The sequence below is a fragment of the Rothia sp. ZJ932 genome, from assembly GCF_016924835.1.
GTDB lineage: Bacteria > Actinomycetota > Actinomycetes > Actinomycetales > Micrococcaceae > Rothia.
In genome coordinates this window covers 222,504-238,347 of sequence record NZ_CP070480.1, presented here as the reverse complement: position 1 = coordinate 238,347, position 15,844 = coordinate 222,504, and the positions used below count along the sequence as shown (strand labels likewise).

The 15,844-nt window shown below is 53.8% G+C and carries 16 protein-coding genes; 4 read left to right on the top strand and 12 right to left on the bottom strand.

All coding sequences use genetic code 11. The annotated features are described in order from the left end of the window. The first annotated feature begins 89 nt into the window (after positions 1-89). From JR346_RS01105 to disA, 3 genes are all read left to right on the top strand, one after another. On the top strand, positions 90-1,412 hold the full coding sequence (locus JR346_RS01105; RefSeq protein ID WP_205482595.1) for an aromatic acid exporter family protein: 1,323 nt from the start codon (positions 90-92) through the stop codon (positions 1,410-1,412). A gap of 105 nt (positions 1,413-1,517) precedes the next feature. Then, complete coding sequence (gene radA, locus JR346_RS01100; RefSeq protein WP_204877583.1) at positions 1,518-2,924, top strand: DNA repair protein RadA; 1,407 nt, start codon at positions 1,518-1,520, stop codon at positions 2,922-2,924. 35 nt (positions 2,925-2,959) lie between these two features. Beyond that, entirely contained in the window at positions 2,960-4,030 is a 1,071-nt protein-coding gene (gene disA / locus JR346_RS01095) for a DNA integrity scanning diadenylate cyclase DisA (protein WP_204877584.1), read from the top strand. Between the two features lie 102 nt (positions 4,031-4,132). Here the strand turns inward: disA and JR346_RS01090 are convergent, their stop codons facing one another. Then, entirely contained in the window at positions 4,133-4,969 is an 837-nt protein-coding gene (locus JR346_RS01090) for a hypothetical protein (protein ID WP_205482594.1), read from the bottom strand. A 90-nt stretch (positions 4,970-5,059) separates the two neighbouring features. Here JR346_RS01090 and JR346_RS01085 point away from each other — a divergent pair, with 90 nt between their 5' ends. Next, entirely contained in the window at positions 5,060-6,019 is a 960-nt protein-coding gene (locus tag JR346_RS01085) for an A/G-specific adenine glycosylase (protein ID WP_205482593.1), read from the top strand. Positions 6,020-6,064: 45 nt separating this feature from the next. Here the strand turns inward: JR346_RS01085 and JR346_RS01080 are convergent, their stop codons facing one another. From JR346_RS01080 to panC, 11 genes are all read right to left on the bottom strand, one after another. After that, on the bottom strand, positions 6,065-6,379 hold the full coding sequence (locus tag JR346_RS01080; RefSeq protein WP_204877587.1) for a hypothetical protein: 315 nt from the start codon (positions 6,377-6,379) through the stop codon (positions 6,065-6,067). A gap of 10 nt (positions 6,380-6,389) precedes the next feature. Beyond that, positions 6,390-6,902, bottom strand: coding sequence for a hypothetical protein (locus JR346_RS01075; RefSeq protein WP_205482592.1), 513 nt, complete (start codon positions 6,900-6,902; stop codon positions 6,390-6,392). A 79-nt stretch (positions 6,903-6,981) separates the two neighbouring features. Further along, positions 6,982-7,500 (bottom strand): amino-acid N-acetyltransferase, encoded by a 519-nt coding sequence (locus tag JR346_RS01070; RefSeq protein ID WP_204877589.1) that lies wholly within the window; start codon positions 7,498-7,500, stop codon positions 6,982-6,984. Further along, positions 7,497-8,030 carry a hypothetical protein gene (locus JR346_RS01065; RefSeq protein WP_205482591.1) on the bottom strand — a complete coding sequence of 178 codons (534 nt, stop codon included), beginning with the start codon at positions 8,028-8,030 and terminating at the stop codon, positions 7,497-7,499. The genes JR346_RS01070 and JR346_RS01065 overlap by 4 nt, the downstream gene beginning before the upstream one ends. A 252-nt stretch (positions 8,031-8,282) precedes the next feature. Next, positions 8,283-8,444: a hypothetical protein gene (locus JR346_RS10555; RefSeq protein WP_370592603.1), complete on the bottom strand. Its 162-nt coding sequence runs from the start codon at positions 8,442-8,444 to the stop codon at positions 8,283-8,285. Continuing rightward, positions 8,393-9,124, bottom strand: a complete 732-nt coding sequence (locus tag JR346_RS01055) for a hypothetical protein (protein WP_205483975.1) — start codon at positions 9,122-9,124, stop codon at positions 8,393-8,395. The genes JR346_RS10555 and JR346_RS01055 overlap by 52 nt, the downstream gene beginning before the upstream one ends. A 277-nt stretch (positions 9,125-9,401) precedes the next feature. Next, positions 9,402-12,059: an ATP-dependent Clp protease ATP-binding subunit gene (locus JR346_RS01050; protein ID WP_204877593.1), complete on the bottom strand. Its 2,658-nt coding sequence runs from the start codon at positions 12,057-12,059 to the stop codon at positions 9,402-9,404. Between the two features lie 424 nt (positions 12,060-12,483). After that, complete coding sequence (locus tag JR346_RS01045) at positions 12,484-12,825, bottom strand: Lsr2 family protein (protein WP_205482590.1); 342 nt, start codon at positions 12,823-12,825, stop codon at positions 12,484-12,486. Between the two features lie 168 nt (positions 12,826-12,993). Further along, positions 12,994-13,191 (bottom strand): hypothetical protein, encoded by a 198-nt coding sequence (locus JR346_RS01040; protein ID WP_204877595.1) that lies wholly within the window; start codon positions 13,189-13,191, stop codon positions 12,994-12,996. A gap of 132 nt (positions 13,192-13,323) precedes the next feature. Then, positions 13,324-14,781: a lysine--tRNA ligase gene (lysS, locus tag JR346_RS01035; RefSeq protein WP_204877817.1), complete on the bottom strand. Its 1,458-nt coding sequence runs from the start codon at positions 14,779-14,781 to the stop codon at positions 13,324-13,326. 118 nt (positions 14,782-14,899) lie between these two features. Further along, the gene (panC, locus tag JR346_RS01030) at positions 14,900-15,820 is read right to left on the bottom strand and encodes a pantoate--beta-alanine ligase (RefSeq protein ID WP_204877596.1); all 921 of its coding nucleotides are present in this window, start codon (positions 15,818-15,820) and stop codon (positions 14,900-14,902) included. Positions 15,821-15,844: the final 24 nt, after the last annotated feature.

The window sequence follows — 15,844 nt, the reverse complement described above, 5'->3', positions numbered from 1 at the left end:
GCGCATTCGCTGGCGGGTACCCCACCGCCTTTGTACGCTGTGCGTCTCATCAGCCGGTGCCGGTGCGATGACCTCGGTAAACTGGGGGTATGCCAGATTCTGCTGCCGTTAAGACCCGCCTGCGTGATGAACTCTCTACTCGTATTGCCCGAGTACGCAAAGATTTCTTTCAGTCACTTCAAATTGTGGCTTCGGGTGTGGGTGCCTACTACATTGCAGAGCAGTTCCTGGGTCACCATGAGCCTATCTTTGCGGCAACAGCAGCAATTGTTTCTTTGGGCTATGTTTCGGGCGCCACCCACGCGCGCCGTATTCTTGAGGTTTCGCTGGGCGTTATTTTGGGTATTGCCATTGGCGATGTGCTGATGTTGCTCATGGGGCAGGGTATGTGGCAGGCAACTTTTGTATTGTTTATATCTATTCAGATTGCCCGTTTTCTCGATAAAGGCATTCTGTTCACCATTCAGATGGGACTGCAATCAACGCTGGTGGTGTTGCTACCGCCCAGCCCTGACGGGGTTTTTGCCCGCAGTCTCGATGGCGTGGTGGGTGGCTTATGCGCCTTTTTGCTCATGTTCATTTTTCCCAAAGATCCCCGCAAAGAACCCCGGCGTAACGCGTCCGCCCTCATGAATGCCTTTGCTGATGTTTTCTACTCTTCGGCAAAAGCCATGAAGGAATACGATGGTAAGGCTGCCTGGTTGGCACTTTCTGAGGCGCGACAGCTCCAACCGCTGTTCAACAAGTGCGAAGCTGATGTTGTGACCGCTATAGGTCTGGCGAAGCTCTCGATCGTGGGTAAGTCTCAACAGGGTGAGCTCAAAACCCTGTCAAAGCGCTTCTCGGCTACCGACCTGGCGATTCGCAATACCCGTGTGTTGAACCGACGCATGGCATCAACCCTAGAAAACGTGCAGCTTTCCTCCACGGCAGTTGATTCTCTCGCCCAAGTTTTTGTAGATATTGGCAACGCCGTACACACTCTCGGTGAGGGTATGAGTGCGAAAGAACGCGAAACTCGACGCGGCATGATGCACAAAGCACGTACCGAACTTGAACACGTCGCAGCGACTCTCGAACCCCATCAGATGAAGGTAGAAACCCTCGAAGGTGAGTCTTTGGTGCTGATGACCAGACCGCTCGTGGTTGATCTGCTAGAGGTCACGGGTCTCAGCCACGAGGACGCGGTAGATCAACTAGTGCCGCTGGGTGAGTCAATTACCGAGCGAGCACCCAAGACCAACATTCTGCCGGTCATTGCAGCACCGCAGACAAGCGCGGTACGCGTTGAGTCGCTCCTGCACGATGTACCGCAGGAAGAGGCGGAGCAACCGGTTGATACCGCTGCTATTAACACGGTTTTACGCACGCGGGCAGCTAACTCTAAAGATTCAACAACTGACAGCAGGTAGAAAAGGTCGTTAGGATTAGAGCGCTTTGTGTGGCTTTCTTGGGTACGAAAACTTCCCAGAGCGAAAACGCCCTAAATTGTCGGTCGCCTATTCTATGGTTGTTCTATGACTCCTCGCGCAACCACTAAACGTTCCCGTTCTGCCAATGCATACAAATGTACTGAGTGTGGTTGGACCACCGCTAAATGGGTGGGTCGCTGCGGTGAGTGCCAGTCTTGGGGCACCGTAGAAGAAGCTGGCGGCGGTGTTGTCGCAAAAACAACCGTGGCATCAAAGGTGCAGGTTCCTGCGAAACCTATTGCTGAGGTTGATTCAACAATCGCCCGTTACATGTCTACGGGCAATCCCGAATTTGACAGGGTCTTGGGCGGCGGTTTGGTGCCCGGTGCCGTTATTTTGATGGCGGGCGAACCCGGCGTTGGTAAATCCACCCTCTTACTCGATGTGGCTGCAACTTTCGCGCGCACCCCGCATGAAGGACGCACCCACAACGTTCTCTACGTGACGGGCGAGGAATCTGCTGCCCAGGTGAAACTGCGCGCTGACCGCATTGGAGCAGTAGCTCAGACCCTGTACCTGACTAGTGAAACAGATCTAGGTACTGCCCTTGCTCACATTGAAGAGGTCAATCCCTCCCTACTGGTTGTAGATTCCGTGCAAACCCTCGCGTCCACAGAGGTTGAGGGCAGTGCCGGCGGTGTGACGCAAGTACGCGAGGTTGCCGCGTCCATTATTGCCGCCGCCAAAAAACGCAACATGTGTACCCTGCTGGTTGGCCATGTCACCAAAGAGGGAACCATCGCTGGTCCGCGTCTCTTGGAGCACCTGGTCGATGTTGTCTGCCAGTTTGAGGGCGATAAGCACTCAGCCATTCGTATGCTGCGCGCTATCAAAAACCGCTACGGCCCCACCGATGAGGTCGGCTGTTTTGATATGCACGAAGACGGTATTGCGCCGGTGACCGACCCTTCCGGTTTGTTTGTTTCGCGAACCGCCCACCCTGTCTCTGGCACCTGCGTCACCGTAACTATGGAGGGACGCCGCCCGCTGCTGGCTGAGATTCAGGCGCTACTCGATCAGTCAGCTACCCCTCAACCACGCCGCGCAACCTCGGGCTTAGACTCATCACGCATCGCCATGCTATTGGCAGTGCTGCAAAAACGCGCAGGTTTTGGTGTGGGCAAGCTAGACTGCTACATCTCAACGGTGGGCGGCGCGAAAATTTCAGAACCCGCCGTTGATCTAGCCGCCGTCATGGCGCTAGCATCAGCTGCCCAAGATAAACCCCTGCCGCGCAAACTCGCAGTCTTCGGTGAAGTAGGTCTTGCCGGTGAGGTACGTGCAGTGCCCGGTATTCGCCAACGCATCGCAGAAGTCGCCCGGTTAGGTTTCACGCACGTCATTGTGCCCGCCTCGCCCTCTGGCGTGGGCGAGGTACCCGCCGGAGTGGCAGTGCGCGAGGTTGCCTCCCTGCAAGAAGCTATTGCTCTGCTGTTTCCGCAAACAGGCTAAGGCTCATGCGGTGTTCACCCCCGTATACTAAATAGGTGCTAACTGTTTATAGTGAGCGTCTGCTCAAAACCATCGCCCGCATAGCGCCCGGCACCGAACTGCGTGAAGGCCTAGAACGCATCATGCGCGGTCATACCGGTGCGCTCATTGTTCTCGGTTCAGATAAAACGGTTAACTCAATCTCATCGGGCGGGTTTGAAATCAACACCGCTTTTACCCCCACGGGTTTACGTGAGCTTTCAAAAATGGACGGCGCAATCATCTGCGATAAGGACGCGCGCATTTTGCTCAATGCCGCAGTGCAGCTGATGCCCGACCCCACCTTGGAAACCAATGAGTCGGGTACCCGCCACCGCACCGCCCACCGCGTTGCCCAGCAAACGGGGTTTCCCGTGATAGCGGTGAGTGCCTCCACCCAAATGATTTCTGTCTACGTTGACGGGCAGCGGTACACGGTAGAAGATACTCAGTCGCTGATGAGCCGCGCCAACCAAGCTATTCAGACCCTTGAAAGCTACCGCAACCGCCTAGAGCAGGTACTCGATAACCTCTCAGCGCTTGAGATTGAAGGTAGCGCAACGGTACGCGATGTGGTGCTCGCGGTTCAACGGATGGAGATGGTACGCCGCATTTCGTTAGAAGCCGGGTACTACGTCCTGGAGTTGGGCACTCACGGCAGGCTCGTCTCTTTGCAGTTAGAGGAACTCATTAATCACAGCTTGCCTGATGCCAAGCTGATTTTGAAGGACTACTCCCCCATCGATACGACCCGCGAGCAGATTACCCGCTCGGTAGAGGCGTTGGTGAGTTTAGGAGACAAAGACATTGTGAGCATTGAAGCCATCGCGAAGGCATGTGGTTTTGATTCAGCTGACCTCGATGCTCTGCTCGCCCCTCACGGTTACCGCCTGCTCTCGGGTATTAAGAATATGCCCGGTGCTGTGGCTGCTCGCTTGGTTAACCGTTTTAATGGAATCCCCGCCCTCATGTCAGCCTCCATCGATGAGCTGCGTACTGTCGACGGTATCGGTGAACAGCGGGCGCGCATCATTCGTGAATCTCTCTCACGAATGGCGGAGACTTTACTGCTTGAACAGTTTAAGTAAGGCACCGCCGCACTTCAATAAACCTGTAAGAAACTCAAAAGGCTCCTCCGAAACAGTGTCTCGGGGAGCCTTTTGAAGATGCGTGAAAATTACTGCACGCGCTTAGCCAGCAATAATGATGCGAGCGGGCTGTGAAGTTACGCCGTTCACGGTTGCAGTTGCCCAGTAGTGACCGGGCTGAACGTTACGCAGGTTGTTGCAACCCAGCGAGTTCAGGGTGCGATCCCATGTGAAAGCTGCCTGACCGACCTGACCGGCTTCAAGCTCAGCTACGGTTGCAGGTGAAAGGTTGCAGGTAGCAGTGTTATATACCTGGGCAGGGCCAGAGGTAATGTTGATAACCGCTGCCTGAGCCGCCGCAGGAATTTCGCAGGGGTTAGCTGAAGTGTTGGTGTAGGTCAGTGCCATAGAGGGGTTCTGACCTGCGGTGTAGGTGGTCTGACTGGGAGTCAAAACCACGTTCATGTTAGCTGCTGAACATGCCTGAGCAACGGCGACAGTCTCAGTGGGAGTCGGGGTTGCTTCAACGGTGGGTTCAACAGTTTCTTCTACGGTTGCCTTAGCAGTGGGCTCTGCGGTTTCGGTAGCCTCAACAGTTGCTTCATCGGAATTGCTGGGTTCAGCAGTAGCTTCTGCATCAGCTGACTCGCTTGCCTCAGCCTCATCTGTTGCTTTGTCGGTAGCCTCGTCCGATTCAGACGGACGTGCGCTGAAGCTATCAAAGGGTTCTGAAGACGCCGAAGTACTGGCCGCACCGGCAGCGTTCTCATCAGAGGAGCCACCCATTATTTTGCCAAAGAGCCAGGTAAGGCCCCAGATGAGCAGCAGGATAGCAAGAATAGCAACAATGGCAGCCGCGATGCGGCGCTTACGGTAAGTCTCTTCGCCAACGGGTGCTGCTTGAGATCCGTTCAGTTCTTCGTAATCGTGTTCAGACATATATATAGAGTACCGGTTTTTATGCTGAATGAGACATTTAAACAGCGCACTTTGTAGCAGGTTACTGAGATGGTTTAGAGTGTGGACGTGATGACCTCTTCTTCGGACTTTTCTCTTGACCGTGCGCGCGTAGAACAGTTGCACGAACGTATTAATTCTTGGTTTGAAGCCAATGCCCGTGATTTGCCGTGGCGTGCTGATGATCGCACCGATTGGCAGGTGATGGTAAGCGAGTTTATGTTGCAGCAGACCCCGGTGGTGCGCGTTTTGCCGGTGTGGGAGGCATGGATGGACCGCTGGCCGACTCCAGCTGATTTAGCGGCGGTTGAGTCGGGTGAAGCGGTGCGCGCGTGGGGTCGCTTAGGCTACCCCCGGCGAGCGTTGCGGTTGCACGCTGCTGCGCAAGCTATTGTTGAGAAGCACGGTGGGGAGGTTCCCCACAGCTACGATGAGTTGTTAGCTTTGCCCGGTATTGGAACATATACCGCAGCAGCTATATCTGTGTTTGCTTTCGGTCAGCGTGCCACAGTTATTGACACCAATATTCGTAGGGTTTTTGCCCGAGCAGTTGAGGGTAAGGCTCTGCCTCATAAGTCTCTCAATATCGCTGAAACCCGTCTGGCGGAATCTCTCATGCCCGCTGATTTGGCAACCTCGGTGCTGTGGAATGCAGCGACGATGGAACTCGGCGCGCTAATCTGTACCGCTAAGTCCCCCAAATGCGAGCTTTGCCCGGTTGCGGATCTATGCGCTTGGGTGGCTGCGGGTAAACCCGAGGCTGACTATGTACCCACCGGTCAGGCGTGGCAGGGCACCGACCGTCAGCTACGCGGGGCAATGATGGCGGTGTTGCGCGCAGCAGTTACGCCGGTGCCCGCGTCCTTACTGCAAACGGGCGGACGCGTGGACATTGCCATACCGCAAGAGCTGGTGCCAGCGGTTAAAAAGTTAGCAGCGCTCAACTCATCACCTGAACAAATTGAACGCTGCTACGCAGGTCTACTCAACGACGGTCTTACCCGCGAATACGAGGGGCACGTTTCACTCTAGCTTTACAGTCTCTTGCACACCCCGTGAAGGCGATTGTTGGTTGTCTTAGCCGCCTAAACTCATGGGAAGGCTGTAAAGCAGATAAATCATGTAGAGCAGGGCAAGAAGAACCGATCCCCAGAAATATAGGGGGTAGTAAACCTGATATCGGCTGGGGTACTGGTAACCGTTTTTATAGAGCCCCACCAGAACCACGATGATGGGCACCAGCCCACCGATGGCGAATGAGGCTAAGTAAAGCAACGGATACCAGCAGCTAGCGAAGAACCCAGGGCGCGCACGTGCGAAGGTGAGCTCCTCGCGATGAGGCATCTTATCACTGGGGTAGCGGATGTTACCTGAGGGTAGTGTTTGAGTCATTTTTTCTACCTCACTTATACTCAGCAGTGCCATCTGAATGTAGCTCGTAGGAGCGTCCGATATCGCCACCCATGGAGTAGATGGCTGAGTTGAAAGAAAGGGGCGCAGTCAGCTGAACAAGGGCTGAGCGGTCGGTTTTTTCGAGTACTTTTACCTCTGGCGCTTCAATCGCCCACTTGCCGAAGCGTCGTTCAATAATATAATTTGCTGAAATATTTGTGATCTCATCATTCTCAGCGCACCACGATGTTTCGTAGCGCACCGAGAGAACTTCAGCGCCAAAGATATTGTCTTTTTTCAGGTGGTCTGCAACCATCCAGCACTGCTGGTCTTCACTCTTGCCTCGGGCGGTTGTCTCGACCGCGCCTTGTCGCATCTCAAAAGTCGGCGGGGTAATAATAGACATCGTCAGTACAGAGACAAGAACCATTGGTATAACAATTACCAAGCACATCACCGCCAGGGTAATCGTAACCAGGCGGGCACGTTTTTGTGGCTGCCCCTTCAAATCCACATAAGCCATAGCGCAATCACATCCTTACATTTATGATGAGCTTTAGGTCACTATGGTTCCTATCAGTCTAACAGACAAAAAATCCGCGCTAGAGGTCGATAATCATACGGGTATTGCCCAAAGTATTAGGCTTCACGCGGGCAAGATCCAGAAACTCCGCCACTCCTTCATCTGGGGAGCGCAACAGTTCAGCAAAAATTTCAGGGTCTAGTTGCGACTGCTCAGGCATCACCCGAAAACCCATACGCTCAAAGAAAGCAACCTCAAAGGTCAGACAAAAAACTTGCTTCACCCCCAAGTCGCGGGCGCGTTCCAACAAAACGGCAACAAGCATCCGCCCCAACCCCTTACCTCGGTAGGACGCGCTGGTCGCCAGCGTGCGCACCTCAGCGATATCCCTCCACATCACATGTAAAGCACCGCACGCAACCACCCGAGCTGAGCCGTCCGCCTCACGCACCTCAACCACAACGAACTCCTGAATACCCTCATAATAGGCAACAGTCTCTTTAGCAATCAGAATCTTCTGCTGCGCCAACGGAGCCACCAAACCCTCAATAGCAGGCACATCAAAAACAGTCGCAGAACGCACAAGAAGATCAGTCATGAAACTAACTCTAGCCCGGTAATAAAAGCCTCACACAGTTTTCTATCATTAGCAATAACTGTTTCGTCTCTCTGCTCCCGCAGCGCCATTGCTATAAAGTTCTCTCGCGCATCTATATCACTGAGAATCTCTCGACACCTATCAGCTGCTTCGCCCTCAAAAATATTTCTAAGCCTTTGACTCTGAATCACGGCAGCAATGAGTTGTGGGTTTCCTTCACACAGCTCTACGATGGTGTAGCTATCCCACATCTCTGACTCCCGCAGTGTTCCATCTTCATCTGCAATCTTGCAGGCGGCAACTAATAAGTGGTAAAAATCAGTGCAGTCTGTGGGAAATGTACGCTCACCCCAGGCAATGATCTTCAAAACCATCATCGCTTGGATGGGAGGAATCTTCACACTGCTCGTTCCAACAGTAAAAGCTTCAGCAGCATCATAAGACTCTTGCAAACCACGCAGCTCCCAATGACTATCTCCGTATTCAAATGATCCGCCTTCTGCAATAGCTCCAAAGGGGATAACACCCACCGGAGTATCACCTAAAGCTCACGTGTAATAACCCCATGTGAAGAGCCCAACCTTTCTAAGGTTCGCTCAAACCCCTCAAAATTTTCTGCGACCAAACTCAGGTCTAGGTCTTGGGTACCCCGCGGACTCGGCATATCCGCCCTGCTCAAGTGCAGGTCACGCACATACGAACCAATCATCATGTAGGAATGATGCCCCAGTAGGGCATCAGCCTCTTAAATTTTTGTCTCAAGAAATGTAAATACTTCATCTCTAGTGGAATTTCTGAAGGTCTTCATCGTCTCTCCACATATCTTGGGCTATAAGTGTCTGACGTTCATCACCATCTATAGATTCATCAGCAAAAATCGATAACGAGGGGACTACATCCGATTCAGGTAGGTAGTCAGGATTCCAGAACCGCTCAGTAAGAATAACGTTTCCTCCCTGAGAAGGTCGCAGGCGAAGAGCTCGTGTGTAACGTCTCCCCACGGGAAACCTCCATACAAAAGCGACTCGACAGGGCGAATACCATACCCCTTAGCCAACATGGCAACTTCACCACCCAGTTGAATACTGTCAGACCATTCGTCGCGCCGTTTTATCACCTCTGCTGGCTCAGAGCCAGCACTTATGCGAGTTCGTAATTTAGGTTTGAGCGCCACCGGGTACATTTCAATCCAACGCTTTGCCAGCTTAGATTTTTGTATAAAGGACCTTCTGCCGTTGATGCGAATAAAGCCCTCGTGCTCCAAACTTTTTAACACGTTCGAGGCAGCCCCCACCGATATTCCGGCTGCATCTGCAAGGCTCCGCACCGGCTGTTCTAGTAAATCCTGATTAACTAAAAGCATAAACACCGCCCGCAGTCCGGTTGCAGTAAAAGCCCGAGACATCTGCTGACGACCGTCTAGGTCAGGAACATTTTTTGGTCTGCGCCCTTCGACCCAAATCTTGTAGTTTTTCCCTTCAATCCAAGCATTACCAGATGGGTCAACAAACTGAATATTTTTACTGTGGAGCCACTGCTGAACCCCTCTGGTCACGTGCGGAAAACAAAGTAGCACCTGCTGGTATTCCTGTGACTGTCGGGGAACTACCGCTCGGTTGAACAACTCAGCCTTGACTGAATTCTTCGTAGCACTTCGTCAGGTCAACTCATAGGTTAGTTCGCCACCAAAAGGACTGAACAATAGACCCTCAGTGCCCTCCATAAATACCCCGCCCTCGAAAAATTCCTCGAGAATGGGTTCGACAGCACCCACACTACCTATGTTCACGTTACTCACATGTTCATAATATGTGAACATATGAGTAATGTGAACAAAAAGGGCCTGTCTCGCCGGACTGGAAAGACAGGCCCTTGAAGAGGAACTTCTTCAGTCTCTTAGATTAGAGGGTGTCATTGTCGGTACGCGGCTGCTCCTGAGCGATAGCGCTATCGCCGGGCTCCTGGGCGTCCTCAGCTTCTACAGCCGATTCAGCTGCCGCATTAGCAATACCCGAAACGGGCTCTGCCGGTGCCTCTTCATCATCATCGGAGTCTTTGGCCCACGCGTCCAGCGCGTCAGCTTCCATCTGACTCATCGGCTGTGAAGAGAAGGTGAACTTCGCCAGGTCGCCCTCACCTACAGTATCAACGGTGATCTTCTCACCGCTCTTGACCTCACCAAACAGAATCTTCTCTGAAAGGACGTCCTCAATATTGCGCTGCATTTCACGACGCAACGGACGCGCGCCCATCGACGGGTCGTAACCCTTAGTTGCCATCAGAGCCTTCGCCGCGGGGGTGAGTTCAATGCTCATATCCTGCTCAGCGAGACGCTTAGCCAGGCGACCTACAAAGAGGTCAACAATCTGCAGAATCTCGGTTTCTGAGAGCTGCGGGAATACGATGATGTCGTCCACGCGGTTGAGGAACTCGGGGCGGAAGTGCTCCTTGAGACCCTCCATCACCCGTGCCTGCATACGCTCATAATCACCCTCGTGGTCGCCAACGCTCTGGAAACCGACAGGCACCTTACGTGCCATGTCGCGTGAACCGAGGTTGGTGGTCATGATGATAACGGTGTTCTTGAAGTCAACGACGCGACCCTGAGAGTCGGTCAGACGACCGTCTTCAAGAATCTGCAGCAGGGAGTTAAAGAGGTCAGCATGAGCCTTTTCAACCTCATCGAACAGCACAACAGAGAAGGGCTTGCGGCGCACCTTTTCGGTAAGCTGACCGCCCTCTTCGTAGCCGACGTATCCGGGAGGGGCGCCGAACAGACGTGAAACGGTGTGTTTCTCCTGGTACTCCGACATATCAAGGGTAATCAGAGCTGACTCGTCGCCGAAGAGGAACTCAGCCAAAGCCTTAGCAAGCTCAGTCTTACCCACACCAGTCGGGCCTGCAAAGATAAATGAGCCACCGGGACGGTTTGGATCTTTCAGACCCGCGCGGGTACGGCGGATTGAACGGGAAAGAGCCTTGATCGCGTGGTCCTGACCGATGACGCGCTTGTGCAGCTCGTCTTCCATCTTGAGCAGACGGCCGGTTTCTTCCTCAGTAATCTTGTAGACGGGCACACCGGTTGAGACAGCCAAAACCTCAGAGATAACGTCGGGGGTTACCTGACCGAAAGCGTCGCCGCCTTCACGCCATGCCGCATCTTTCTCGTCCTTTTCAGCAATGAGCTTCTGCTCTTTATCGCGTAGTGAAGCTGCCTTCTCATAATCCTGACCACCAATAGCGGCTTCTTTTTCGCTACGCACCTTGGCAATTCGCTCTTCAAGCACCTTGATTTCGGGCGGAGCGGTCATGCGCTGAATACGCAAACGCGCACCCGCCTCATCAATCAAATCCACTGCCTTATCGGGCAAGAAACGGTCAGAAATGTAACGCGCTGAAAGGTTCACCGCAGACTCAATAGCCTCGTCAGTGATAGTGACGCGGTGATGTGCCTCGTACTTATCGCGCACACCCTTGAGAATCTCAATAGCCATTGCCTGCGAAGGCTCATCGACCTGGATGGGCTGGAAACGACGTTCCAGCGCCGCATCTTTCTCAATGTGCTTGCGGTACTCGTCCAAAGTGGTTGCACCGATAGTCTGCAGCTCACCGCGAGCCAGCATGGGCTTGAGGATTGATGCCGCATCAATAGCGCCCTCAGCCGCGCCAGCGCCCACCAGAGTGTGAATCTCGTCGATGAAAAGAATAATGTCGCCGCGAGTGCGGATTTCTTTCAAAACCTTCTTCAGGCGTTCTTCAAAGTCACCGCGGTAGCGTGAACCGGCAACCAGTGAACCCAAATCGAGGGTGTAGAGGTGCTTATCTTTGAGGGTTTCGGGAACGTTACCTGCCACAATAGCCTGCGCTAGACCTTCAACCACGGCGGTCTTACCGACGCCGGGCTCACCGATGAGCACCGGGTTGTTCTTGGTACGGCGTGAGAGAACCTGCATGACACGTTCCATCTCGCGCTGACGACCAATGACGGGGTCAATTTTACCTTCGCGGGCAGCGGCAGTCAGGTTGGTGCCGAACTGGTCAAGAATAGCCGAACCTGCGGGGGTGCCTTCCTTAGAGTTACCCGCGCCAACACCTGCGGTCTCTTTGTTCTCGCCAGCACCGGGGTAGCCCGAAATCAGGTCGGTCACGGTCTGTCGGATGCGTGCCTGGTCAGCACCCAGCGCGGTCAGCACCTGGTTAGCGACGCCCTCATTTGCGCGCACCATACCCAGCAGGATGTGCTCGGTACCGATGTAGCCGTGGTTGAGCTGAATAGCCTCACGCATTGATAGCTCAAGCACTTTTTTAGCACGCGGAGTAAAAGGAATATGACCGCTAGGAGCCTGCTGCCCCGAACCGATGATGTCCTGAACCTGCTCGCGAACAGCGGTTAGGGTAACACCAAGAGATTCCAGCGCACGAGCAGCAATACCTTCGCCCTCATGAATCAGCCCCAGCAAGAGATGCTCCGTGCCGATGTAGCTGTGGTTCAGCATGCGCGCTTCCTCCTGCGCTAAAACCACCACGCGACGAGCACGGTCGGTAAATCGTTCAAACATAGAACTCTCCCTCAAACAGTTTTTCTTACCCTCCAGATTACGCATCTTCAGGCAGGTTTTCGTCTGTGTTCGCTAGAGAGTGAACGCAAGGGTGCCTTTGAAAGCGCCCGTGCCAATCACCACATTAATAGGGGTGAGCTGCCTTTCTACAGGTAAGGCAGAGGTAGAGTCACACCCATGCGAGAGAGGACAATATCCACTGCGTTCTCAGCTTGCCGGCCACGACACCCTGCACCGAAACCCATTTCTTAAGCCCGTACTGGTCTAATCCCTACCACACCAACCCTGAGCTAACTTCTAGAATATTCCGACCATATTTTCAAGGTTCTACCCCTAAAACACTTTAAGGCACAAAAAGGGAAGGCTCTTTGGGGCAAGAACCTTCCCTTTATATAGCTCCTGGAGAGCTAAATACTAAATCAGTTTACTTCTTCGCTGCGTAGTAAGCGTCCTGGATGTGCTGCTGAATACGACCGCGGTCTGATACCTCATAACCGTTTTCTTTAGCCCACTGACGGATTTCCGAGATTTCGGGGTTGCGGTTAACGCCAGCTGAGGCTTTTGAGCGGGGACGACCGAGGCGGTTAGCGGTAGTTGCACGACGTGCCTTTGCCGCGAAGGGGCGAATCGCATCGCGCAAGCGAGCTGCGTTAGCGCCTGAAAGATCAATCTCGTACTGAGCACCGTCGAGACCGAAACGCACGGTTTCGTCTGCGGGACCGCCGTCGAGATCATCTTCAAGAATAATCTTAACTTTCTGAGCCATGGGGAATTTCTCCTTGGAGTAGTTTAAACACGATACATCACGGGGTTACTTGAAGGTGCTGATTCTTCAAGAATTATGACGCATTAATGATGCACCATGTATTTGCTAAGTGCATTCACATAATAGCAAATAAACCGGGAAGAAACGAAACCAGAAAAGAATTAAAATTTAGTCATCTTTCCTACTGCCAAAAGGATTAGAGTTTCCCGAAGACTTCTTAACATTTTCATACCACAAAGCGGCATCTGCTTCGGCGTCCTTTTGTGCCTGACGTTCTGCCCTATCAGCGCTGGAAATCCATTTGAGAATGAAATAAAGAATAATTCCGGCAAATACTGAGGGCACAAGGGCAATGAGGTAATCCATGAAAGGTTCCTTCTGCAAGAGACGTGTAAGGCTTATCTGTTTCATCAGTTTACGCCACGGCAAAAACGCCGCCAAGTACTCCATAAAAGTACCTGGCGGCGTCCTTACCAAAGAAAACCTGTAGAAAAAACCTTACTCAGCTTCAGGCTTCATCAGCGGAAACAGGATTGTCTCGCGAATACCCAGGTTAGTGAAGAGCATAATGAGACGATCAATACCCAAGCCCAAGCCACCCATGGGGGGAGCGCCGTGTTCCAGCGCGCGCAAGAAGTCGTCATCAAGCTGCATCGCTTCATCATCACCACCGGCAGCCAGCTTTGACTGCTCGGTCAGACGCTCACGCTGAATGACGGGGTCAATCAGCTCGGAGAACGCGGTGCCGCGTTCCATGCCACCGATAATCAGGTCCCATGCTTCGATGAGGCCTTCCTTTTCGCGGTGCGGACGCGCCAGCGGCTGTGCCGAGGGCGGGTAGTCGTAGACGAAGGTGGGGTTGATGAGCGTAGGCTCAACAATCTCACCGAAGAGTTCGACCACGAGCTTCTCAGCGTCCCACTTGGGGTCAAAATCAACCTCGTGCTTTTCAGCGATAGCCTGCAGGTCTTCCAGTGAAGTAGCGGGGGTAATCTCTACGCCGACAGCCTCTGACAGACCGGGGTAAACGCCAACCCACTTCCACTCACCGGCGAGGTCAATGGTGCCCCTGTCGGTTTCAATCTGGTGAATATCCAGTTCATCAGCGCAGGCAAGAATAATTTCTTTAATGCGCTCAGCCATCACGAACTGATCAGCATACGCCTCGTAGGCTTCTAGGGTGGTGAACTCCGGGCTGTGGGTTGAATCCACACCTTCGTTGCGGAACACGCGCCCAATCTCGTACACGCGCTCGATACCACCGACAACAGCGCGCTTGAGGTAAAGCTCGGTAGCGATGCGCAGGGTCATGTCCTGGTCAAAAGCGTTCAGGTGAGTCTCGAACGGGCGTGCCGCCGCGCCACCGTGAATCAGCTGCAGAATGGGGGTTTCTACCTCAATGTAGCCGCGGTCCTCAAGTACCTTGCGTACAGTGCGGGTAATCTTCGCGCGGCGAATAACGGTTTCGCGCGCTTCATCGCGCACCATCAAATCGAGGTAACGCTGACGCACACGGGTTTCTTCGTTCAGATCCTTGTGCAGGGTGGGTAGCGGACGCAGTGACTTGGAAGCCATCTGCCAGCTATCAGCCATGATGGAGAGCTCACCGCGACGAGAAGAAATCACTTCACCGTGAACGAAGACGAAGTCGCCCAGGTCGACCAGAGCCTTCCAGCTGGCGAGCGCGTCCTCCCCCACTGCTGCCAGTGAAATCATTGCCTGAATGCGGGTGCCGTTGCCAGCCTGCAGGGTTGCGAAGCAGAGCTTGCCGGTGTTGCGGACAAAGACTACGCGTCCTGAGACACCCACGATGTCGCCGGTTTCGTCGCCTGCTTCGAGTTTATCCTCGTACTGGGCACGGATTTCGTCGATGCTGTGGGTGATTTCAAGACCTACGGGGTAAGCCTCATGCCCTGCTGCCAGCAGTTTCTCGCGCTTTTCCATGCGAATCTGCATCTGCTCTGAAACTTCTGCGGCTGCTTTCTGCTGGGCAGAGGCGCGGTCAGCGTTTTCGGTCTGCGCGGTTTCTTCGGGGGTTGTGTTCTCAGTGCTCAACCTTCTATAACCTTCTTTGCTAGCTTAGTTCCATGTTGTCGATGAGGCGGGTGTCGCCCACGTAGGCGGCGACCAGTGCCAGTGCCCGTTTGGAGTTCTCGGTAGGAGCTACGAAGTTTTCGGGGTCTACGACTTCGAGGTAGTCCAAGCGTACGCCTTCTGCGTTGTTGATGTAATCACGCGCTGATTTGAGATCAAGGTTCTCAAAACCGCGGGAGATGCTCTGTTCGCGCAGCAGAGCCAGGGTGCGGGAGAGCACGAGTGCTGCTTCTTTCTCTTGGTCTGAGAGGTACTGGTTGCGCGATGAGAGTGCCAGCCCGTTGTCTTCGCGGACGATAGCCACCGGTTTGATGGTGACGGGGTGGTTGAAGTCTGTGACCATGCGCTGCATGAGTGAGAGCTGCTGCGCGTCCTTCTGCCCGAAGTAGGCGAGGATCTCGTGGTTGCCCACGCAGCCTTCAAGAATGTTGAAGAACTTGTTAACGACGGTGAGCGCACCGTCGAAGTGACCGGGGCGGGTTTTACCTTCAAAGAGACCACCCAAAGAGCCGCTAGAAACGGTAATGAGCGGGCTACCGCCGGGGTACATTTCTTCGACATCGGGGGCAAAGATAATATCGACGCCCGCTTCACCGGCAAGTTGTGCGTCGGCTTCGAGGGTGCGGGGGTACTTCTCGAAATCCTCATCGGGGCCAAATTGCAGAGGATTCACAAAGATAGATATAGCAACGACGGCGTTCTGTTCGCGGGCGCGACGCATCAAGGTGGCGTGGCCGTTGTGCAGGGCACCCATGGTGGGTACAAAGCCAAGACGCGCAGCCTCAGCCGGTGTCTCATCGGTTGCCTGTGCATCAAATTCGCGCTGCGCTGTTGCAAGTGCCTGGGCAACAGCCGTCTGAAATTCTGCCGTGGTACGGGTAATCACGGGTTGGCTCGTCACGGTGTGAACGGTCCTTTCATGAAT